The organism is Streptomyces sp. NPDC052036 (genome assembly GCF_040680495.1).
GTDB lineage: Bacteria > Actinomycetota > Actinomycetes > Streptomycetales > Streptomycetaceae > Streptomyces.
Genome location: NZ_JBFAWW010000002.1, coordinates 296,392 through 317,232 on the forward strand (window position 1 = coordinate 296,392; position 20,841 = coordinate 317,232).

Genomic DNA, 20,841 nt, shown 5'->3' on the forward strand with positions numbered 1-20,841 from the left:
CCCCGCCTCCCCCCTCATCCCCCCGGGGCCCCCCGCCCTCCCCGACCCACCCCCCTGCAACCCCCATCCCCGCCCCCGCCCGTCACACCCCCCGGGCGATACGCGTGCGAAGGAGCCCGCGATGAGCCAGATGATCACCGCGGACCTGGTCGATCTCGACCTGTCCGCCGACACCAAGGAAGCGGCGGCACGTGCCCTCGCCGAGCGGATGGTGGCCCAGGGCCGGGTGACCGACCTGGAGGGCTTCCTCGCGGACGTCGCGGCCCGCGAGGCGCAGATGCCGACCGGCCTCGACGGCGGCATCGGCATCCCGCACTGCCGCAGCGAGCACGTCACCGAGCCGACGCTCGCCTTCGGCCGCAGCGCCCAGGGCATCGACTTCGGTGCCGCGGACGGCCCGGCCGACCTGATCTTCCTGATCGCGGCTCCCGCGGGTGCGGACGACGCGCATCTGACGATCCTGTCGTCCCTCGCCCGTCAGCTGATGAACGCCGAGTTCACCTCCGCGCTGCGGGCCGTGGACGACGCGGCGGCCGCCGCCGCGCTCATCCGCGGCGACGAGGCCCCGGCGAAGGACTCCGAGGCAGCCGAGGCTTCGGCGCAGTCGGCGCCCGAGGCCGGTTCCGGTGCTTCCGCCGACACCGACGCGGACGCCGCCGCGGGCGACACGGCCCCGGTGCCGGGCGCGCGTGCCGCGGACGCCGCCGGTGCTCCGGCCGGGCAGCCGTTCCGTATCGTCGCCGTCACCTCCTGCCCCACCGGCATCGCGCACACCTATATGGCCGCCGAGTCGCTGGAGAACGCGGGTCGCGAGGCGGGCATCGAGGTCGTCGTCGAGACACAGGGCTCGGCCGGCTTCACGCGGCTCGACCCGGCCGTCATCGCGGCGGCGGACGGCGTGATCTTCGCCCATGACGTGCCCGTACGGGACAAGGACCGCTTCGCCGGCAAGCCGACCGTCGACGTCGGCGTGAAGGCGGGCATCAACCGGCCCGCCGAGTTGATCGCCGAGGTGCGCGAGAAGGCCGCGCGCGGCGAGGTCACCGCGACGGCCGGCGCCCCCGCGTCACCGGTCGAGCGGACCGGTGACTCCGGCGAGGGCTACGGCACCAAGCTGCGCAAGTGGCTCATGTCCGGTGTGAGCTACATGGTTCCGTTCGTCGCCGCGGGCGGTCTGCTCATCGCCCTCGGCTTCGCGATCGGCGGCTACAAGATCAACAAGGCGCCGTCGGTCATGGACCACTTCGTGTGGACCCAGTCGGACAGCTGGGCCGCGCTGCTCTTCCAGATCGGCGTGGTGTCCTTCGGCTTCCTCGTCCCGGTCCTGGCCGGCTACATCGCCTACGGCATGGCCGACCGCCCCGGTCTCGTGCCCGGCTTCGTCGGCGGCTCGATCGCCCTCACCATCAACGCGGGCTTCCTCGGCGGTCTGGTCGCCGGTCTTCTCGCCGGTGGTGTGGTGATGGCCATCCAGAAGATCGAGATCCCGGCGGCGGTGCGCGGCATCATGCCGGTGGTGGTGATCCCGCTGATCTCCTCGGCGATCGTCGGATTCCTGATGTTCGTCGTCGTCGGAAAGCCCATTGCCTCCGCGCAGAAGGGCCTGACCGACTGGCTGAACGGTCTCACGGGCACCAACGCCGTCCTGCTCGGCGCGCTGCTCGGCCTGATGATGTGCTTCGACCTCGGCGGCCCGGTCAACAAGGTCGCTTACACCTTCGCCACCGCCGGTATCGCGGTCTCCAACCCGAGCGACTCGGCCATGAAGATCATGGCCGCGGTGATGGCCGCCGGTATGGTCCCGCCGCTGGCGATGGCCCTGGCGACCACGGTCCGCGGCAAGCTCTTCACGCACACCGAGCGTGAGAACGGCAAGGCCGCCTGGGTGCTGGGTGCCTCCTTCATCTCCGAGGGCGCGATCCCGTTCGCTGCGGCCGACCCGCTGCGCGTCATCCCCTCGTCGATGGTCGGCGGCGCGCTCACCGGTGCCCTGTCGATGGCCTTCGGCGCCACCCTGCGCGCCCCCCACGGTGGCATCTTCGTGGTCCCGCTCATCGGCAACCCGTTCCTCTACCTGGTCGCCATCGCCGCCGGCGTGTGTGTGACCACGGCCCTGGTGGTGGTCCTGAAGGGCCTGCGCAAGCAGCCCATCGAGGGCTCGGCGGGTGCGGCAGGCGAGTCGGGCGGCGCCATAGCGGCTCCGTCCGAGGCCAAGCAGCCGGTCGCCGCCTGATCGGACACCGCGCCGGCACAACACATGTCGGCCGCAACCCCGGTGAGGGTGTTGCGGCCGACGTGTATGCCCGGCATGTCCGTTCGATGGCGGGTGCCCCTGTTGTGCCGCCTCTGATCCCTTGATCACCTCTTCGTCACCTCCTGACCGTACTGTTCGTACCTGCGAGATGCGTCACGGTACGGGGTCAAAGGCATGGATCATGGTGTCTACTGGGATTCATGCCTGTGCATATGTCGACCTTCCAGCTGCTGGGTGCACCCGCCCTCGCCCTGGTGACGGCCATCTGGATCGTCTACGTGGGCCGCGCGCTGCGCCGCCGCGACGGCGAGGAGGCGGCCCGGTGGCACGTCCGCGCCGAGGATGCCGCCCGGTACCACCGCGAGGTGCTCCGAGGCCTGCCTCGCCAGCCGCAGTCGGGACCGGACCTGGAGAGCGTCGAACTCACACCCGCCGAACAGGACGCCTTCGCCGGTCTGATGCGGCAGCTCCGCCAGGGGCGGTCCTGACGGTCCTGGGCGGTTTCGTTCAGTGGGGGCGTTTCGTTCAGCGGGAGCGGCCGAGTGTCTCCGCCCGGCGGTCCATCGCCTCCCGCGCCCTCTCCGCCGTCGCGTACACCTCGCACATGTGGCGTCCGTCCGGTGTCGCCGTGTGCTCGACCTCCCACAGGGACAGCTCCCGGCCGTCGCGCAGCAGGAACGCGTGCTCGTAGAGCGAGAAGCTCAGCCCTGCCCGGGCGGCCCGGCCCGGCCGGCCGAAGGACTGCGTGATCTCGTGTGCGAACGCCGAGCGCAGCAGTAACGACTCCAGGTCCGCGTCCGGGCGGTCCGGGTTCTCGGCGCGGCGCAGCAGCCGACGGGCATGGTCCGCCGAGCCGTCGGGCCGGTACGCATGACGGGGCTCGGGGACAGGGGACAGCTGAACCGGCACGGGCAGCTCGAACTCGGGGGCGTCCGGCGTCAGCGGAAGCCGGGCCGTGGCGGCGCGCAGTTCCTCCTCGTCCACGTACACCTCGTGTTCCAGGTGGCCGCCGGGTCCCGTGTTGTGGACCAGCTCCCACAGGGTGACGGCCGAGCCGTCCGCCAGCAGCCAGGTGTGCCGGTACGTCTCCCGGTGCAGGCCCGCGCTGTGGTGCGCCGAGTGCAGCGAACTGTCGTCGGCCAGCGCGCAGTCGAGCATCGCTATCGTCTCGTCGGGCAGCTCGAAGGAGTTCAGGGCACGGCCCAGCAGCCGCGCGAGGTGCTCCTCCGGAGACTCGGGCGACTCGGCTGGCTCGTGCGCCGCCGTCTTGTACGGAACGCTCAAGGCTTCTCCCGGCGTTGCTGCATGTCACCTTGTGGGTGCATACCGTAGCCCCTCGGTCGGACATCATGTCCGCGAACCGAGAAAACGTACGGTGGGAAAACGCCCGAGCCGCGCGGTTGGTTCCCGCGCGGCCCGAGATGGTGTCAGAACGTCCTGGTCAGACGGCACTTCCGGCGGTCCATGCACTCCACGCCATGTTCCAGCCGTTGAGGCCGTTGTCCGGCGCGACCGTTGTGTCCGGGGAGTTCTTGACGATCACGACGTCCCCGACCAGCGAGTTGTCGTAGAACCACTTCGCGGTCGTGTCCCCCTGCGCGCCCTGCACATCCGCCATTCCGACGCAGCCGTGGCTGGTGCCCTCGCTGCCGAACGGCGGGTTGCCCTTGTTGTACCAGTAGTTGCCGTGGATGAAGGTCCCGGAGGTGGTCAGCCGCATGGCGTGCGGCACATCCGCTATGTCGTACTCGCCGCCCAGCCCGACCGTCTGGCTGTTCATACGGGTCTGGGTGAACTTCTCCGAGATCACCATCTGCCCGTTGTACGTCGTGTGCTGCGGACTGCCGGTCGAGACCGGGACCGTCTTGACGGTCTGGCCGTCCCGCACCACCGTCATGGTCTGCGTCCGGGTGTCCACCGTGGAGACCTGGGAACGGCCGACGGTGAAGGTCACCGTCTTCTTCTGCACGCCGTAGATGCCGTTCGCGCCCTGGACCCCGTCCAGGTCGATCTTCATCGTGACCTTGGAGCCGGCCTTCCAGTAGTCCTCGGGCCGGAAGTCCAGCCGCTGGGTCCCGAACCAGTGCCCCACGACCTGCTGCCCGCTGCTGGAGGTCACCGTGATGTGCGACTGCACGGCCTTCTTGTCGGTGATCGACTTGTTGAAGTTGAAGGACACCGGCATCCCGACACCGACCGTCGTGCCGTTGTCGGGCGTGTACGTGCCGATGAAGCTGTTCGCCGAAGAGACCGTCGTGAAGATCGAGTTGGCGGCCGCGACCCGGTTGTTCGCATCCTTGGCGGTCGCCGAGATCTCGTACTTCGTCCCGCGCTCCAGCTGCTCCTTCGGCTTCCAGGACGTCCCGTCCGAGGACATGTCCCCCGCGACGGCGGTGCTCGTCCCCGCCACCGTCATCTTCACCTCGGTCAGCTTCCCGTCGCTGACCTTCACCCCGGTCGCGTTGATCGACGCGTCGGTGGCGCCGTCCTTGGCGCTGATGGCGATCGTCGCCGTGGAGGTCTTGGCGGAGTCCTTCGAGTCCTTTCCGCCCTTGCCGTTGTCGGCGTTGGCGCTGCCACCGCAGGCGGTGAGGGTCAGGGCGCCGATCATCAGGGCGGCACTGGCCCCCAGTACGCGCCGCGCTCGCATGTCCGGCGTTGTCACGGGCTTCTCCAGGTCTCTTGAGGTGCGTGATCCGCTTCAGTACGTGGAGAGAGAGTCGATGTCCCGGTGAAGAGTTCCCATGGCTGCCAAGTGAAGGCCACCATGTGACAGAACCAGGACAATCGCTCGCCGTGTCCCCTATCGCCCCGCGTACAACTCCTCGTACGACGGCCACGATCCGCCCGGCCCGTCGACCGACACGGCGGCGCGCACGGCCCGCACGATGGCGTGCGTCACCAGGTCCGCGCCCGCCGCGAGCACCTCGTTGAGCGCGAGGGGGCCCGTCGGGGCGAGCGGACGCGCGCCGGTGGCCAGCGCGAACACCGTGTCCCCGTCGTTGAGCAGATGCACGGGCCGTACGGCACGCGCGATGCCGTCGTGCGCTGTGCCGGCGAGCTTCTGCGCCTGTGCCTTGGTGAGGTCGGCGTCGGTCGCCACGACCGCGAGCGTCGTGTTCAGCGGAGGACGGCCGCCCTCCGCCGCGGCCTCGGCGAGCCGTCGCCGCGCGGCCTCGTGCACCTCCGGCGTGGGCAGGTCGACCCGGCCCTGGGCCAACTCCCCGTACAGGGCGCCCGTCGTCGGCTCCGACACCGAGCCCACCGCGTTGCACACGACCAGTGCGCCCACGGTGATCCCCGAGTCGAGCACGGTGCTCGCCGTGCCGATCCCGCCCTTGAAGGGGCCGACCGTCGCACCCGTGCCGGCACCGACGCAGCCCTGCACCACCGGTGCGCCCGGTTCGCTCGCCGCGGCAGCCTCGACCGCCGCCCGGCCGACCGCCGCGTCCGGACGGGCCTTGAAGTCGCCACCGCGCCCCAGGTCGAAGACGCAGGCGGCGGGTACGACCGGCACCACGTGCGCCGGATCGGGACCGACCCGCACCCCGCGCCCGCGCTCTTCCAGCCAGGCCATCACGCCCGACGCCGAGTCCAGTCCGTATGCGCTGCCTCCCGTCAGGACGACCGCCTCGACCTTCTGCACCAGGTTGCGCGGGTCGAGCGCGTCGGTCTCCTTGGTGCCGGGCCCGCCACCGCGCACATCCACGGCCGCGACGGCCCCGCCTTCCGGGGCCAGGACGACGGTGGTCCCGGTCAGCCAACCGTCCCCGGTCCGTGTGGCATGGCCCACCCGGAGACCCGCGACATCTGTCAGAGCGTCAACTGTCATGCCTCCATGATCCGTCGAGGCCAGGGGTCCGGGGGCCGGTGACCGGTGAGCGGGGGCCGAACATCAGTCATCAGTCGTCGGCCATCGGCCATCGGCCATCGGTCATACGACATCCGCCGTCTGTCACCGGCCACCGGCCACCGGACCCCGGCCATCGGTCATCCGACATCCGCCGTCTGTCATCGGCCACCGGCCATCGGCCATCCGACATCCGCCGTCTGTCATCGGTCATCGGTCATCGGCCACCGGTCATCGGCCACCGGACCCCGGCCATCGGCCATCCGACATCCGCCGTCTGTCACTGGCCATCGATCAGCGTCGCCCGGCCGGGTACTGTGCTCGCGCCGGGTAGCTGGCCGGCTGGTCCCGCGCCCAGTGGCTGCCTGGCGGAAGGACCGGCCCCGTGCCCCGGCGTCGCGGACGTACGCTGGGGGGCATGAGCACCACCCCCGCCCGTGCGCCGCGCGATGCCAAGCCCGACCCCAAGGACGCCCTCGTCTTCGACGACCCGCTGAGCCGGCCGTCCTCCGACGACACCGACCAGGGGTGGGGCGAGCGGCCCGGCACGAGTGGTGACAGCGCGGCCGACCTGGCGCGTTTCCTCGACGAGAAGCCGCCCCACCACCTGTGAGTGCTCCCGGGCATAGGGCGGCCGACTCATCGGTGCCCTTTCCACCTCGGTCCGCTATGACCTGGTGCGTTCCGATTCGCGCTGGGAGACGAGAGCGTCGCGTATCTCCTTGAGAACCTGCAACTCGCTGACCTCCATCGCCTCGTCCGTCCCCTCCTTCGCCTTGCGGCGCGCCTCCTGCCGGGCCAGGAACCTGGACATGGGCAGGACCATCAGGAAGTAGACGACAGCCGCGGTGATCAGGAAGTTGAGCGTGGAACCGAGGACCGAGCCCCACAGGATCCGGACCCCCGTCGCGTTCGCCCCGGTACCTGTGCAGGGGTCCTTGATGCAGGAGCTGTAGTTGTCCAGGCTTTGGGTGCCGAGCGCACCCACGACCGGGTTGATGACGCCTTTCACCACGGAGTTCACGATGCTGGTGAAGGCGGCGCCGATGACCACCGCGACCGCCAGATCGACGACGTTCCCTCGCATCAGGAACGCCTTGAACCCCTGCAAGACGCTCGGCGCCTTCTTCTCGCTCACCAGTGAGCCCCTCCTCGACTGCACACGTTGCGGAACAAACAGCTCCGCAACCTACGTCAGGCCCTCCCACGCCTGTCCAGCCCGGGGGCCGGCAAACGGGACTCGGAGCCCGGCCGACGGGTGTCTCCGGCGTGGTCAGCACAGCGTCACCGCCAGCCGTGAGGCCGCGCCGGCACCGGCCAGGCGCGCGGCCGTGGCGCGCGGCACGGAGAGCACCACCAGCGCGCCGCTCTCTGTGGGCTCCTCGTCCGGCACCCGCGTCACCCGGGCCCCAGGCGCGACCACCGTGGCGCTGCCCCCGCCGTCGGCCGCGATCACATCGACCCGGTCGCCGGGCCGCAACAGCCGCACCGTCGCCCCGTCCGCGATCCGTACCGGGGCCGTGACCATCTCCACGGGGCGTGGTGCCCCCGCGGGCCCTGCGGCCGCCCTGGGGTGTCTGCCGACGCCTGGATGTCCCCGCGCCCCCTCGGAGCCGCCGGGCCCCGCCGCGACCAGCGCGGCCGCGGTGACCGCGAGGCCCACGGCCACGGCCCGCCTCCGATGCCCCAGCAGACGGTGCAGCCCATGCCGCCCGCCGCGCACGCGCAGGGGCGCGAAGTGCGGCACTGCGGAGATCGGGGGCGCGCTCGAACGGTCTCCGAGACCGCCGAGGGCGGGCGGATACACGGTGCCGGGGTGCGGCAGGTGTACGGAAGTATCGGGGTAGGGCGGAGAGAGCCGAGCCATGGTGATCACCACCTGCGTCGTGAGAGCGGGACGCCGTCCACGATGAGGCTTTACGGCGCCGCTCGCCGAGGCCCGTGGACTACCGGCCGGTTGTGGACAACTCGCCCACCCGAACGAGGCGTTCCGGGCGCCCGCACGGCATCACGCCTGCACGGCATCACGACGTCACGGCATCACGCCTGCACGGCATCACGCCTGCACGGCATCACGACGTCACGGCATCACGACGGCACGGCATCACGCCTGCACGGCATCACGGCAGCTCGAAACCCGGATCCATCCCACCCAGCGCGGTCGTGCACAGGCAGTCCCGTGTCTCGTTCGCCGGCAGCCCCGCGACCGCGTCGAACAGCACGCCCCGCAGCCGGTCCACGTTGGCCGCGAACACCTTCAGCACCTCGTCGTGCGAGACGCCCTCGCCGGTCTCGGCCCCCGCGTCCAGGTCCGTGACGAGGGTCAACGACGTGTAACACAGCTCCAGTTCGCGGGCGAGCGCGGCCTCGGGGTGGCCGGTCATGCCGACCACGGACCAGCCCTGCGCCTGGTGCCACAACGATTCGGCACGGGTGGAGAAGCGCGGGCCCTCGACCACGACCAGCGTGCCGCCGTCCACCGGCTCCCAGTCCCGTCCGCGGGCCGCCTCCAGCGCGGCCTTCCGGCCGACGGGGCAGTAGGGGTCGGCGACTGAGACGTGCACCACGTTCGGGACGTTGCCGTCGGGCAGCGGGAGCCCGTCGAAGTACGTCTGCGTCCGAGCCTTCGTACGGTCCACCATCTGGTCGGGGACCAGCAGCGTCCCGGGACCGTACTCGGGGCGGAGCCCGCCCACGGCGCACGGTCCGAGCACCTGCCGTACGCCGACGGACCGCAGCGCCCAGAGATTGGCGCGGTAGTTGATCCGGTGCGGCGGGAGGTGGTGGCCGCGGCCGTGGCGGGGGAGGAAGGCGACCTTCCGGCCGGCGATCTCACCGAGGAAGAGGGAGTCGCTGGGTGCTCCATAGGGGGTGTCGACCTGTATCTCGGTCACGTCGTCGAGGAACGAGTAGAAACCCGAGCCGCCGATGACCCCGATCTCCGCCCTGACATCGATTTCTGCGTTCGCCATGGCGAGCACAGTAGCGGGCCCCGAACAACGCGAATCCCCCCGCCGCCGCACGAGAGCGGGGGCAAGGGGGGACCAGGAGAAGCCTGTCGGCCCCGCCGTCGTGCGACAGCGGGGTCGCTGAGCGGAGCCTTACGCGGCGGAGCTGGACGTGGTGCCGCTCGACGACGATCCGGAGCCGGACGACGACGACCCGGAGCCGGACGACGACGAGGAGGAGCTCGACGACTTCGAGGACGACGACGCCGGGCTGCTGCTCGAGGACGAGCCGCGGCTGTCGTTGCGGTAGAAGCCGGAGCCCTTGAAGACGATGCCGACGGCGGAGAACACCTTCTTCAGGCGGCCACCGCAGTTGGGGCACTCGGTCAGGGCGTCGTCGGTGAACTTCTGCACCGCCTCGAGGCCCTCGCCGCACTCGGTGCACTGGTACTGGTAGGTCGGCACTAGTCTTCCTCCTGGCACTCTTACTCGATGAGTGCTAACGACCATCAATAGTGACGCATTCCCCGCGATCAGTCCACCGTGGCAGGGGAGCGGTGACCGACGCCACGTGCCACGGTGCGTCCGCGCGGCCGTGCCGCCAGCCGTGACCGCAGGGACACCAGGGTCACCAGTGCCAGCACCGTGCCCCCCATCGGGACGAGGAATCCGGCGCCCTCCCACAGGCGGTCCTCCAACTGTCCGGCGACGGTGACCGCGGCCGCCTGGCCGAGCGCGACCGCCCCGGTCAGCCAGGTGAAGGCCTCGGTGCGGGCGCCCGCCGGGACCAGTCCGTCGACGAGCGTGTAGCCGGTGATCAGGGCGGGGGCGATGCACATGCCCACGAGCAGGCCGAGGCCCGCCAGGAGGACCACGGAGTGCGCGGTCCACAGGGAGGAGGCGGCCAGCGCCAGGGCCGCGTAGCCGACGACGAGACGACGCTGCGGGGACGCCTTCCAGGCGAGGGCGCCGCAGACGAGGCCGGAGAGCATGTTGCCGGCGGCGAAGACGCCGTACAGGACGCCGTTCAGACCCGGGGAGCCGATCGACTCGCTGAACGCGGCCAGCGAGACCTGCATGCCGCCGAAGACGGAACCGATGCCCAGGAAGGTCGCGATCAGCACCCGTACCCCGGGAATGCTCAGCGCTGAGGCGTGCTGCACGCGCGCGTGCGTCTCGGCGGCGACGGGCGGCTGTGTGCCCTTCTGCGTGGCGAACAGGACACCGCCGACCAGTGTGAGCGTCGCCTCGGCCAGCAGGCCCGCGGCCGGGTCCACGGCGGTGCACAGGGCCGTCGCCAGCAGCGGTCCGAGCACGAAGGTCAGCTCGTCGGTGACGGACTCGAAGGCCGCGGCCGTCGGCATCAGGGGCGAGTCCTTGAGCTTCACGCCCCAGCGGGCCCGCACCATGGGGCCGACCTGCGGCACAGAGGCACCGGTCGGGACGGCCGCCGCGAACAGGGCCCACAGGGGTGCGTGGGCCAGCGCGAGCACCGTCAGGGACGTGGCCGCGAGGGCGTGTGCCAGGACGCCGGGCAGCAGCACCGCCCGCTGGCCGTGGCGGTCGGCGAGCCGGCCGCTGTAGGGCGCGAACAGCGCCATGGAGACGCCGGTGGCGGCCGCGACGGCGCCCGCGGCCCCGTAGGAGCCGGTCGTGTGCTGGACCAGCAGCACGATGGACAGGGTGAGCATCGCGAACGGCTGACGCGCCGCGAAGCCGGGGAGCAGGAACGTCCAGGCGCCGCGAGTGCGCAGCAGCTGTCCGTAGCCCGGACGGGACGACTTCGAGGTGACCGTGGACACCACGGCCCGTGCCTTTCTGCCGCCTGGTAGCGCGGCCCCTTATGTGGGCCCGTTCGCCGTGTGAGGGCGCGCCGAGAGCTGTCCTCTTGCGCGGACTGCGGTAGATACCGTCGCCCACTGCTCAGGGGGCCCGGCCGCCATACGGTCGCGCCAGCTCTGCGTCAGGCAGAGTTGGTTCGATCAAGGTGGGTCGCCTTGATTGTACAGAGGTGGGGGGCGAGTGAACCTGTGAAAAGGGGCACCATCGGGTCCTGCGCCTGCGATTGCCGGAGGTGTGAATCGGGCGAAACGTTCCCGTAACCCCACCCCCGCCGTCTCGTCGGCCCTCGCCGTCAGGACCCCGCCGCCCCGTTCCCCAGCCCCAGCCAGCCGGCCAGCTTGCCGCCCTGGCCCACGGCCCTCAGGCGCCGCTCCGCCGCGTCACGGACCTCGTCCGTGGCGACCACGAGGAGTTCGTCCCCGCGGCGCAGCACCGTCGAGGGCAGCGGCACGAACGAGGTGCCGTCCCGCACCACGAGGGTGACCGCGGCCCCGGGCGGCAGCCGCAGCTCGCTGATCTCCACGCCGTGCATCCGTGAGCCCTCGGGGATCGCGACGGACAGCAGATGCCCGCGCAGCCGCTCCAGGGGTGCCGACTCGATGCCGAGGTCGGCGGCCTCGGGGCCCTTGCCCAGGCGCAGGACGCGGGCCAGCCACGGCAGGGTCGGGCCCTGGACCAGGGTGTAGACGACGACGAGGACGAAGACGATGTTGAAGATGCGGCGGCTGCCCGCGACGCCGTTCACCATGGGGATCGTCGCCAGGATGATGGGGACCGCGCCGCGCAGCCCGGCCCATGACATCAGCGTCTGCTCCTGCCACGGCACCCGGAACGGCAGCAGGCTCAGCATCACGCTCAGGGGGCGCGCCACCATCGTCAGCACGAGCCCGATGACGAGGGCGGGCAGCACGTCGTCGCCCAGCTCGTGCGGGGTGACCAGCAGGCCGAGCAGGACGAACATGCCGATCTGGGCGATCCAGCCGAGCCCCTCCGCGAATCCGCGTGTCGCGGGCCAGTGCGGCAGTTTGGCGTTGCCGAGCATCATCGACGTCAGGTACACGGCGAGGAAGCCGCTGCCGTGGGCGAGCGCGCCGCCCGCGTAGGCCATGACCGCGATGGCCATGACGGCGATCGGGTAGAGGCCGGAGGCGGGCAGCGCCACATGCCGCAGGCCCCAGGAGCCGAGCCAGCCCACCGCGAGGCCGATGGCGGCGCCGACGGCCAGCTCCGCGCATATCTCCAGCACCAGCCGGTACCAGTGCTCCACCGGGCCCGCGGCGGAGAAGGCGACGACGAGGATGACCACCGGGGCGTCGTTGAAGCCGGACTCGGCCTCCAGAACGCCCGTCACGCGCGCGGGGAGCGGGATTTTCCGCAGGACAGAGAAGACCGCCGCCGCGTCGGTCGACGACACCACCGCTCCGACGATGAGCGCCTGCCGCCATTCCAGGCCGCTCACGTAGTGCGCGCCGGCCGCCGTGACGCCGACGCTCACCGCGACGCCGAGCAGGGCCATGGAGGAGGCCGCGGGGAGCGCGGGCCTGATCTCCTTCCATTTCGTGCCGAGACCGCCCTCGGCCAGGATCACGACCAGGGCCGCGTAGCCGATGACCTGGGTGAGCTCGGCGTTGTCGAAGTGGATGCCGCCCACCCCGTCCTGCCCCATGGCGATGCCGATGCCCAGGTAGACGAGCAGGCTGGGGAGCCCGCTGCGTGACGAGACGCGGACCGCCGCCACCGCGATGAGCAGGACGAGCGAACAGACGAGCAGGAGCTGGTTGAGGTGGTGGACAGTCAGCGGCCGTTCCCTTCTCGCCAATCCGGGGCGTCGCCGTGGGGACGCCTCGGGCCCGGCAGGAATCGGGGTCCGCCGGGATGTTCAGGACAGGTACTTCATTACCTTACCTAAGTCTTGACGCTTTCTTGACGCTTCGAGGCGCATGATCGAACTCCCGTCCGGGGCGCGTTCCCGACTCCGCGTCAAGGCGGTGCGGGCCCTGCGCCTATGGTTGCTCCCAGCGCTCAGTAGAAAGCACAGCCCGCCCTGCCGCTCGTGTTAGGACAGCAAGGACAGCGATGCCCCCCAACACCACCGCCTCTTCCGGCCAGAAGCCCGGCAAGTCCGGCAGGAAGAAGGGGCGCAGAGCCCGTCTGCTCGTGATCGTCCTGGTTGTGGCCCTTGTGGGGGGCTTCGGCTATGGCGGGTACTGGTCCCTCAGCACCGTCCGTGCCTCCTTCCCGCAGACCAAGGGTTCGATCACGCTCGGCGGCCTGTCGGGTCCCGTTCAGGTCAAGCGTGACGGTTACGGGATCCCGCAGATCTACGCCTCCTCGGACGAGGACCTGTTCATGGCGCAGGGATACGTCCAGGCGCAGGACCGGTTCTACGAGATGGACGTGCGCCGCCACATGACATCCGGACGGCTGTCCGAGATGTTCGGCAAGAGCCAGGTCAAGAACGACGAGTTCCTGCGCACCATGGGCTGGGACAGGGTGGCGCAGAAGGAGTACGACACCAAGCTTTCGTCCGCCACGAAGAAGTATCTCCAGGCGTACGCCAAGGGAGTCAACGCCTATCTGCAGGGCAAGGACGGCAAGGACATCTCCTTGGAGTACGCGGCGCTGTCCCTGACCAACGACTACCGTCCCCAGACGTGGACGCCGGTCGACTCGGTCTCCTGGCTCAAGGCGATGGCCTGGGACCTGCGCGGCAACATGAAGGACGAGATCGACCGCTCGCTGATGACCAGCCGGCTCGGTCCGAAGCAGATCGCGGATCTGTACCCGGAGTACCCCTACGACCGCAACAAGCCGATCGTCCAGACCGGCCAGTACGACGCTGTCACCAAGGCCTTCGAGGACAGTGACTCGACGGGCGGCCAGTCGACGACCGGGACCTCCGTGACCGGTACGTCCACGTCCGGCACTTCCTCGACCGGCACCGGACTGCAGGGTCAGCTGGCGCGGCTGTCCACGAGCCTCGACAGCCTCCCGACGGCCGTGGGCGTGAACGGCAACGGCATCGGCTCCAACTCCTGGGTCGTCGCCGGCAGCCACACCATCACCGGCAAGCCGCTGCTGGCCAACGACCCGCATCTGACGGCCTCGCTGCCCTCGGTCTGGTACCAGATGGGCCTGCACTGCACGCAGCTCTCCAGCTCCTGCCACTACGACGTGAGCGGCTACACCTTCGCCGGTATGCCCGGGGTGGTCATCGGCCACAACCAGAACATCGCCTGGGGCATGACCAACTCCGGTGTCGACGTCACCGACCTCTACCTGGAGAAGCTGTCCGGCGACGGCTACCTCTATGACGGCAAGGTGAAGCCGTTCACCACCCGCACCGAGACGATCAAGGTCGCCGGAGGGGACTCCAAGAAGATCGTCGTCCGTGAGACGAACAACGGCCCGCTGTTGTCCGACCGCGACGACGAGCTGGTCAACGTGGGCAAGAAGGCCACCGTGAACACCGCGGCGCCCGACCGCGGCGACGGCTACGGGATCGCGCTGCGCTGGACCGCCCTGGACGCCGGTACGTCCATGGACGCCGTCTTCGAGCTCGACAAGGCGTCGAACTGGGACGAGTTCCGCGCGGCGGCCCGCTCCTTCGACGTGCCCTCGCAGAACCTGATCTACGCCGACACCAAGGGCAACATCGGCTATCAGTTGCCGGGCAGGATCCCCACGCGCGCGTCGGGCGACGACGGCTCGGTCCCGGCGCCCGGCTGGGACGGCAAGTACCAGTGGACCGGCTACATCCCGCAGGCCGCGCTGCCGTACGAGTACAACCCGAAGCGCGGCTACATCGTCACCGCCAACCAGGCCGTGATCGACAAGGACAAGTACCCCTACACCCTCACCACGGACTGGGGCTACGGCACCCGCAGCCAGCGGATCACCGACCTGATCGAGTCGAAGATCAAGGGCGGCGGCAAGATCTCGACCGACGACATGCGGCAGATGCAGCTCGACAACAGCAGCGAGATCGCCAAGCTCCTGGTGCCCAAGCTGCTCAAGATCGATGTCGCGGACAAGCACGTCCGTGAGACGCAGAAGCTGCTGGAGGGCTGGGACTACACCCAGGACGCCGACTCGGCGGCGGCCGCCTACTTCAACGCCGTCTGGCGCAACATCCTCAAGCTCGCGTTCGGCAACAAGCTGCCCAAGGAGCTGCGGGTCAAGGGCCAGTGCCTGTGGGTCGAGCCGGCCGACTCCACCGGCCCCGCGGACGCGGACCAGAAGGTGCGCGAGTGCGGCCAGCGCGACGCGGACCAGGCTCAGCCCGACGGAGGCGACCGCTGGTTCGAGGTGGTGCGCAGCATCATCGACGACGAGAAGAACGACTGGTGGCAGACGCCCAAGACGCGCACCGACCCGGCCGCCACGACGCGTGACGAGCTGTTCGCGCGGGCCATGAAGGACGCCCGCTGGGAGCTGACCGCCAAGCTCGGCAACGATCTGGACACCTGGAGCTGGGGCCGGCTGCACCGGCTGTTCCTGAAGAACCAGACGCTGGGCACCGACGGCCCCGGTCTCCTGCAGTACATGCTCAACCGCGGGCCCTGGAAGCTCGACGGCGGCGAGGCGACCGTGAACGCCACCGGCTGGAACGCGGCGGGCGGCTACGGCGCCGTCTGGGTGCCGTCGATGCGCATGGTGGTCAACCTGGCCGACCTCGACAAGTCCAAGTGGATCAATCTGTCCGGTGCCTCGGGACACGCCTACAGCGCCCACTACACCGACCAGACGGACAAGTGGGCCCAGGGTGAACTGCTGTCGTGGCACTTCACCAAGGACGCGGTCGACAAGAGCACGACCGACACCCTGGTGCTCAAGCCCTGACCCCGGGCGCCGGGTGAGACCCGGTGAGAAACGGCCCTCCACGCGTGCGTGGAGGGCCGTTCTCGTCGAGCGGTCGTCCGCGGGTCCGCCGGTGGTCAGCGGAAGCGGTGTACGCCCGAGGGTGTCACCACCGCGTGCACGGGACGGTCGTGCGCCTCTTCGGGGACGCGGTCGACGACCTCCGGGTCGTAGAGGAGCACCACCAGCGCCGGGCCGGCTCCCGCGCGCTCCAGACGGGCCAGCACACGGTCGTAGGAGCCCCCGCCGCGCCCCAGACGCATGCCGCGTGCGTCGACGGCCAGGCCGGGCAGCAGCACGGCGTCGGCCTGCCGTACGGCCTCCGGGCCCAGGTGCTCGCCCGCAGGCTCCAGGAGGGCCATCCGGGAGCCGCGCCGGACGCGGACCAGGGAGTCGGGTCCGGTGTACACGCCCCAGTCCAGGTCGTTGTCCGGCAGGAGCACCGGCAGCAGGACGCGTACGCCTCGCGCGCGCAGGGCGTCCAGGAGGGCGAGGGTGCCGGGTTCCTCCCCCACGGAGACATACGCCGCGACCGTGCGCGCGTGCGCGAGTTCGGGCAGCTCCAGGGCCCGCTCGGCGAGCGCGCCCGCGGCCAGGTCGACGTCATCCGCCGTCAACCTGCTTCTCATCGAGAGGAAGCCTTGCCGCAACATTCGTTTGTCAGGCTCCGCGTCGTGTTCCCTGGGAACCACTGGTCACTGCCCTGCCTTCCTTGATCTGCTCATATGAGAGCAAATTAATCGGAGCCACAGATACCGCACAAAGCCACCCGATAGGGTGGCGGGTATGACTGAGTCCATCCCCAGGATCACCAAGGCTGTCATTCCCGCGGCAGGCCTCGGTACCCGGTTCCTCCCGGCCACCAAGGCCACCCCCAAGGAAATGCTGCCGGTCGTCGACAAGCCGGCGATCCAGTACGTGGTCGAGGAAGCGGTCTCCGCGGGGCTCGACGACGTCCTCATGATCACAGGCCGCAACAAGCGTCCCCTCGAGGACCACTTCGACCGCAACTACGAGCTCGAGTCGGCCCTGCAGAAGAAGGGCGACGCCAACCGGCTCGCGAAGGTCCAGGAGTCCAGCGACCTCGCCACCATGCACTACGTCCGCCAGGGCGACCCCCGGGGCCTCGGCCACGCCGTGCTGTGCGCGGCCCCGCACGTCGGCCACGAGCCTTTCGCCGTCCTCCTCGGCGACGACCTCATCGACCCGCGCGACCCCCTGCTGGCCCGCATGGTCGAGGTCCAGGAGCGGCGCGGCGGCAGCGTCATCGCGCTCATGGAGGTCGCGCCGGAGCAGATCCACCTCTACGGCTGTGCGGCCGTCGAAGCCACCGAGGACGGCGACGTGGTCCGGGTGACCGGGCTGGTCGAGAAGCCGGATCCGGCGGACGCCCCGTCGAACTACGCGGTCATCGGCCGCTATGTCCTCGACCCGCACATCTTCGGCATACTGCGCAAGACCGAGCCGGGCCGGGGCGGCGAGATCCAGCTCACCGACGCCCTCCAGCAACTCGCCGAGGACGAGAAGGTCGGCGGCCCGGTGCACGGTGTCGTCTTCACGGGCCGCCGCTATGACACCGGCGACCGTGGTGACTACCTGCGTGCCATTGTCAGACTCGCGTGCGAACGTGAAGACCTGGGGCCGGACTTCCGGGCCTGGCTTCGCAGTTACGTATCCGAGGAGATGTAGCGATTTGAGCGCCGCCGCGACCCCCGCCACCGGCCAGGACCGCCTCTGGTCGGTGGACGAGCACCTCCAGGACATCCTCGCCGCCGTCCGCCCGCTGGACCCGATCGAGCTGCAACTGCTCGACGCCCTGGGCTGTGTGCTGGTCGACGATGTCACGGTGCCCGTCTCCCTGCCGCCGTTCGACAACAGCTCGATGGACGGCTATGCGGTGCGGGTCGCGGATGTCGCGGGCGCGAGCGAGGAGTTCCCGGCCGTCCTCACGGTGATCGGCGATGTCGCGGCCGGGGCGGCCGGCTTGCTCCGGGTGGGGCCCGGCCAGGCGGCGCGCATCATGACCGGCGCTCCGCTGCCGCCCGGCGCCGAGGCCGTCGTCCCCGTGGAGTGGACCGACGGCGGACTGGGCGGCGGCCCCGTCTCCGGGATGCGCGCCCGCAGTCTCGCGCCCGAGGGCGCCTCCGGGCAGGTGCGGGTGCACCGCCTGGCCGGGGCGGGCGCACATGTGCGCGCGAAGGGCAGCGATGTGCAGGCCGGTGAGCTCGCCCTCGCGGCGGGCACCGTCCTCGGTCCCCCGCAGATCGCGCTGCTCGCCGCGATCGGCCGTGGCGCGGTCCGGGTGCGTCCGCGCCCGCGCGTGGTCGTCCTGTCCACGGGCAGCGAACTCGTCCAGCCCGACGAGGAACTGGCGGACGGCCAGATCTACGACTCCAACAGCTTCGCCCTGACCGCCGCCGCCCGGGACGCCGGGGCGATCGGCTACCGGGTGGGCGCGGTCGCCGACGACGCGGACACACTCCGCTCCACCATCGAGGACCAACTCGTCCGCGCCGACCTCATGGTCACCACCGGAGGGGTGAGCGTGGGGGCCTACGACGTCGTCAAGGAAGCCCTCACCGCCGTGGGCGACCCGGACGAGGGAGGCGGCGGCGTCGAGTTCCGCAAGCTGGCCATGCAGCCCGGCAAGCCCCAGGGGTTCGGCTCCATCGGCCCAGCGCACACGCCGCTGCTCGCGCTTCCCGGCAACCCGGTGTCGTCGTACGTCTCCTTCGAGCTGTTCGTACGGCCCGTGATCCGCACCATGATGGGCCTGGAGGACGTGCACCGGCCCAGGACCAGGGCCGTCCTCCAGGCGGACAAGTCGCTGACCTCCCCCGCGGGCCGACGGCAGTTCCTGCGCGGGAGATACGCCGACGGCACGGTGACCCCGGTCGGCGGGGCGGGCTCGCATCTGATCGCGGCCCTCGCACAGGCCGACGCGCTGATCGTCGTCCCCGAGGACGACACGTTCGTCGAGCCGGGCGCCGAGGTCGAGGTAGTCCTCCTCGGCTGACCCCGCGACGACGGGTGACCTCACGGCCGCGACCTCATGAACGACGCTCTCACGACGGCTGCCCCTCTTTTCAGGGCGCTGGGCGGTGCCCGGGTCGGGGGCCTTCGTCCGGGCGTCGGGAGGGGCGTGTCCACCGGGACGTCCGGTCAGTGGACCTTGCCCGTCCCGGCCCGCGTGCTTGGCGGTACCGTGTCGCGCACAACAGGCCCGTGCGCCGCACCGCCGGGCCCGGACATGGAGCGCCGCAGCAGATGAGTACGCCAGACCGACTGACCCACATCGACGACGCGGGGGCAGCCCGTATGGTCGACGTCTCCGGGAAGGACGTGACCGAGCGCACCGCCCGCGCCAGCGGCCGTGTGCTGGTCTCGCCCCGTGTGGTGGAGCTTCTGCGGGGCGAGGGCGTGCCCAAGGGCGACGCGCTCGCCACCGCGCGCATCGCGGGCATCATGGGTGCCAAGCGCACCCCCGACCTGATCCCGCTGTGCCATCCGTTGTCGGTGTCGGGTGTGAAGCTGGATCTGTCGGTCGCGGACGACGCGGTGGAGATCACGGCGACCGTGAAGACCACCGACCGCACGGGTGTCGAGATGGAGGCGCTGACCGCGGTCAGCGTCGCGGCGCTGACCGTGATCGACATGGTCAAGGCGGTCGACAAGGGAGCGGTGATCACGGACGTGCGCGTGGAGGAGAAGACCGGCGGGAAGTCGGGCGACTGGAGCCGGGCATGACGGCACCGGCCGAGCAGCCGTCCGGCGGCGCCCTGACGGCGCCGTACGCGGCCCTGGTGATCACTGCGTCGAACCGCGCGGCCGCGGGCGTGTACGAGGACAAGGGCGGCCCCCTGATCGTGGAGGCGCTGGCCCGGTTCGGTTTCGCCGTCGACGGACCGTGGGTCGTCCCGGACGGCCACCCGGTGAAGCAGGCGCTGCGGACCGGTGTCCGGGCCGGCTACGACGTGATCGTGACGACCGGGGGCACCGGGGTCTCGCCCACCGACCGCACCCCCGAGGCGACCCGCGCGGTGATCGACTTCGAGGTGCCGGGCATTCCCGAGGCCATCAGGGCGTTCGGAAGGGAGAAGGTGCCGACGGCGGCCCTCTCCCGGGGAACCGCCGGGGTCGCCGAGCAGACGTTGATCGTCAATCTGCCGGGATCCACCGGCGGGGTCAGGGACGGGCTGGCCGTCCTGGAGCCCCTGGTGGTGCACGCCGTCGACCAGATCCGCGGCGGTGACCACCCGAGGGCCGACGCGGGTGCGGCGGCCGGCACGGACCGCCCCAGACCGAGTGGGGGTGCGAGCTGAACAGCCCGTCCTGGCCTGTGGAGCTGGTGGACGGCGATGTCGTCCTCCGGCCGATAAGGCTGCGCGACCAGCGGGCCTGGCGCGAGGTCAACCGGCGCAACCGGGAGTGGCTGCGGCCGTGGGAGGCGACCATTCCGCCGCCCACCCCGAGCGGCCCGATAGCGCACCGGCCGACCTACCGCCAGATGGTCCGGCATCTGCGCAGGGAGGCGGTCGCGGGCCGGATGCTGCCCTTCGTCATCGAGTACCAGGGGCGGCTCGTGGGCCAGTTGACGGTCGCCGGGATCACCTGGGGCTCGATGTGCTCCGGGCATGTGGGCTACTGGGTGGACGAGGCGGTGGCGGGCCGCGGGGTGATGCCGACGGCCGTGGCGCTCGTTGTCGACCACTGCTTCCGGACCGTCGGGCTCCACCGCATCGAAGTCTGCATTCGCCCCGAGAACGGGCCGAGCCGCCGGGTCGTGGAGAAACTCGGATTCCGCGAGGAGGGGCTCCGGCCGCGTTACCTGCACATCGACGGGGCCTGGCGGGACCACCTCGTCTTCGCGCTCACCGCCGAAGAGGTCCCCGAGGGGCTGCTCGCGCGCTGGCGCCGGTCACGCTCTCAGCAGGCCCACCCCGGAAAATAAAAAATGTGTTCGAAATTGATCGGGTGGCGATCGGCTCAGGCCAATGCAATAGCGGTCCCGTCGGCCTGCTGATCGCATCGGTCCCAAAAAAAGTTCGAAATATCAGCCAGATCGTGCGACACACCGGCCCAATTGG

The 20,841-nt window shown here is 70.6% G+C and carries 19 protein-coding genes; 9 read left to right on the forward strand and 10 right to left on the reverse strand.

Annotated elements, in window-relative coordinates:
• Positions 1 to 121: 121 nt before the first annotated feature.
• Complete coding sequence (locus AB0L95_RS05370) at positions 122 to 2,233, forward strand: fructose-specific PTS transporter subunit EIIC (protein WP_365157236.1); 2,112 nt, start codon at positions 122 to 124, stop codon at positions 2,231 to 2,233.
• Positions 2,234 to 2,454: 221 nt separating this feature from the next.
• The gene (locus tag AB0L95_RS05375) at positions 2,455 to 2,742 is read left to right on the forward strand and encodes a hypothetical protein (RefSeq protein WP_365157239.1); all 288 of its coding nucleotides are present in this window, start codon (positions 2,455 to 2,457) and stop codon (positions 2,740 to 2,742) included.
• Between the two features lie 37 nt (positions 2,743 to 2,779).
• On the opposite strand, the gene AB0L95_RS05380 is transcribed toward AB0L95_RS05375, so the two are convergent.
• From AB0L95_RS05380 to AB0L95_RS05390, 3 genes are all read right to left on the reverse strand, one after another.
• Entirely contained in the window at positions 2,780 to 3,538 is a 759-nt protein-coding gene (locus tag AB0L95_RS05380; RefSeq protein ID WP_365157242.1) for a DUF6227 family protein, read from the reverse strand.
• A gap of 157 nt (positions 3,539 to 3,695) precedes the next feature.
• Positions 3,696 to 4,919, reverse strand: a complete 1,224-nt coding sequence (locus AB0L95_RS05385) for an Ig-like domain-containing protein (RefSeq protein WP_365157245.1) — start codon at positions 4,917 to 4,919, stop codon at positions 3,696 to 3,698.
• A gap of 138 nt (positions 4,920 to 5,057) precedes the next feature.
• Positions 5,058 to 6,086, reverse strand: coding sequence for a P1 family peptidase (locus AB0L95_RS05390; protein ID WP_365157248.1), 1,029 nt, complete (start codon positions 6,084 to 6,086; stop codon positions 5,058 to 5,060).
• A 436-nt stretch (positions 6,087 to 6,522) separates the two neighbouring features.
• Here AB0L95_RS05390 and AB0L95_RS05395 point away from each other — a divergent pair, with 436 nt between their 5' ends.
• Entirely contained in the window at positions 6,523 to 6,717 is a 195-nt protein-coding gene (locus AB0L95_RS05395) for a hypothetical protein (protein ID WP_311695516.1), read from the forward strand.
• Positions 6,718 to 6,771: 54 nt separating this feature from the next.
• On the opposite strand, the gene mscL is transcribed toward AB0L95_RS05395, so the two are convergent.
• The 6 genes from mscL to AB0L95_RS05425 form a co-directional block, all read right to left on the reverse strand.
• The gene (gene mscL, locus AB0L95_RS05400; protein WP_365157252.1) at positions 6,772 to 7,242 is read right to left on the reverse strand and encodes a large conductance mechanosensitive channel protein MscL; all 471 of its coding nucleotides are present in this window, start codon (positions 7,240 to 7,242) and stop codon (positions 6,772 to 6,774) included.
• A 135-nt stretch (positions 7,243 to 7,377) separates the two neighbouring features.
• Positions 7,378 to 7,971, reverse strand: a complete 594-nt coding sequence (locus tag AB0L95_RS05405) for a hypothetical protein (RefSeq protein ID WP_365157255.1) — start codon at positions 7,969 to 7,971, stop codon at positions 7,378 to 7,380.
• 253 nt (positions 7,972 to 8,224) lie between these two features.
• The gene (locus AB0L95_RS05410) at positions 8,225 to 9,076 is read right to left on the reverse strand and encodes an S-methyl-5'-thioadenosine phosphorylase (protein ID WP_365157258.1); all 852 of its coding nucleotides are present in this window, start codon (positions 9,074 to 9,076) and stop codon (positions 8,225 to 8,227) included.
• Between the two features lie 129 nt (positions 9,077 to 9,205).
• Positions 9,206 to 9,517, reverse strand: a complete 312-nt coding sequence (locus AB0L95_RS05415; protein ID WP_365157261.1) for an FmdB family zinc ribbon protein — start codon at positions 9,515 to 9,517, stop codon at positions 9,206 to 9,208.
• Between the two features lie 68 nt (positions 9,518 to 9,585).
• Positions 9,586 to 10,857 carry an MFS transporter gene (locus AB0L95_RS05420; RefSeq protein ID WP_365157264.1) on the reverse strand — a complete coding sequence of 424 codons (1,272 nt, stop codon included), beginning with the start codon at positions 10,855 to 10,857 and terminating at the stop codon, positions 9,586 to 9,588.
• Positions 10,858 to 11,186: 329 nt separating this feature from the next.
• Positions 11,187 to 12,713, reverse strand: a complete 1,527-nt coding sequence (locus AB0L95_RS05425) for a potassium/proton antiporter (RefSeq protein WP_365157267.1) — start codon at positions 12,711 to 12,713, stop codon at positions 11,187 to 11,189.
• Between the two features lie 257 nt (positions 12,714 to 12,970).
• Between AB0L95_RS05425 and AB0L95_RS05430 the strand changes: the two genes are divergently transcribed.
• Positions 12,971 to 15,736, forward strand: a complete 2,766-nt coding sequence (locus AB0L95_RS05430) for a penicillin acylase family protein (RefSeq protein WP_365157270.1) — start codon at positions 12,971 to 12,973, stop codon at positions 15,734 to 15,736.
• A 95-nt stretch (positions 15,737 to 15,831) separates the two neighbouring features.
• Here the strand turns inward: AB0L95_RS05430 and AB0L95_RS05435 are convergent, their stop codons facing one another.
• A complete protein-coding gene (locus AB0L95_RS05435) occupies positions 15,832 to 16,407 on the reverse strand; it encodes a 5-formyltetrahydrofolate cyclo-ligase (RefSeq protein ID WP_365157273.1) in 576 nt (191 codons plus the stop codon).
• A gap of 133 nt (positions 16,408 to 16,540) precedes the next feature.
• On the opposite strand from AB0L95_RS05435, the gene galU reads away from it, so the two are divergent.
• The 5 genes from galU (at position 16,541) to AB0L95_RS05460 (ending at position 20,705) form a co-directional block, all read left to right on the forward strand.
• A complete protein-coding gene (gene galU / locus AB0L95_RS05440; protein ID WP_365157276.1) occupies positions 16,541 to 17,443 on the forward strand; it encodes a UTP--glucose-1-phosphate uridylyltransferase GalU in 903 nt (300 codons plus the stop codon).
• A gap of 4 nt (positions 17,444 to 17,447) precedes the next feature.
• Positions 17,448 to 18,770, forward strand: coding sequence for a gephyrin-like molybdotransferase Glp (glp, locus tag AB0L95_RS05445; RefSeq protein WP_365157279.1), 1,323 nt, complete (start codon positions 17,448 to 17,450; stop codon positions 18,768 to 18,770).
• A gap of 251 nt (positions 18,771 to 19,021) precedes the next feature.
• On the forward strand, positions 19,022 to 19,501 hold the full coding sequence (gene moaC, locus AB0L95_RS05450) for a cyclic pyranopterin monophosphate synthase MoaC (RefSeq protein WP_365157282.1): 480 nt from the start codon (positions 19,022 to 19,024) through the stop codon (positions 19,499 to 19,501).
• A complete protein-coding gene (locus tag AB0L95_RS05455) occupies positions 19,498 to 20,076 on the forward strand; it encodes a MogA/MoaB family molybdenum cofactor biosynthesis protein (protein ID WP_365157285.1) in 579 nt (192 codons plus the stop codon). The genes moaC and AB0L95_RS05455 overlap by 4 nt, the downstream gene beginning before the upstream one ends.
• Positions 20,077 to 20,093: 17 nt before the next feature.
• The gene (locus AB0L95_RS05460) at positions 20,094 to 20,705 is read left to right on the forward strand and encodes a GNAT family protein (RefSeq protein ID WP_365157288.1); all 612 of its coding nucleotides are present in this window, start codon (positions 20,094 to 20,096) and stop codon (positions 20,703 to 20,705) included.
• Positions 20,706 to 20,841 lie beyond the last annotated feature (136 nt).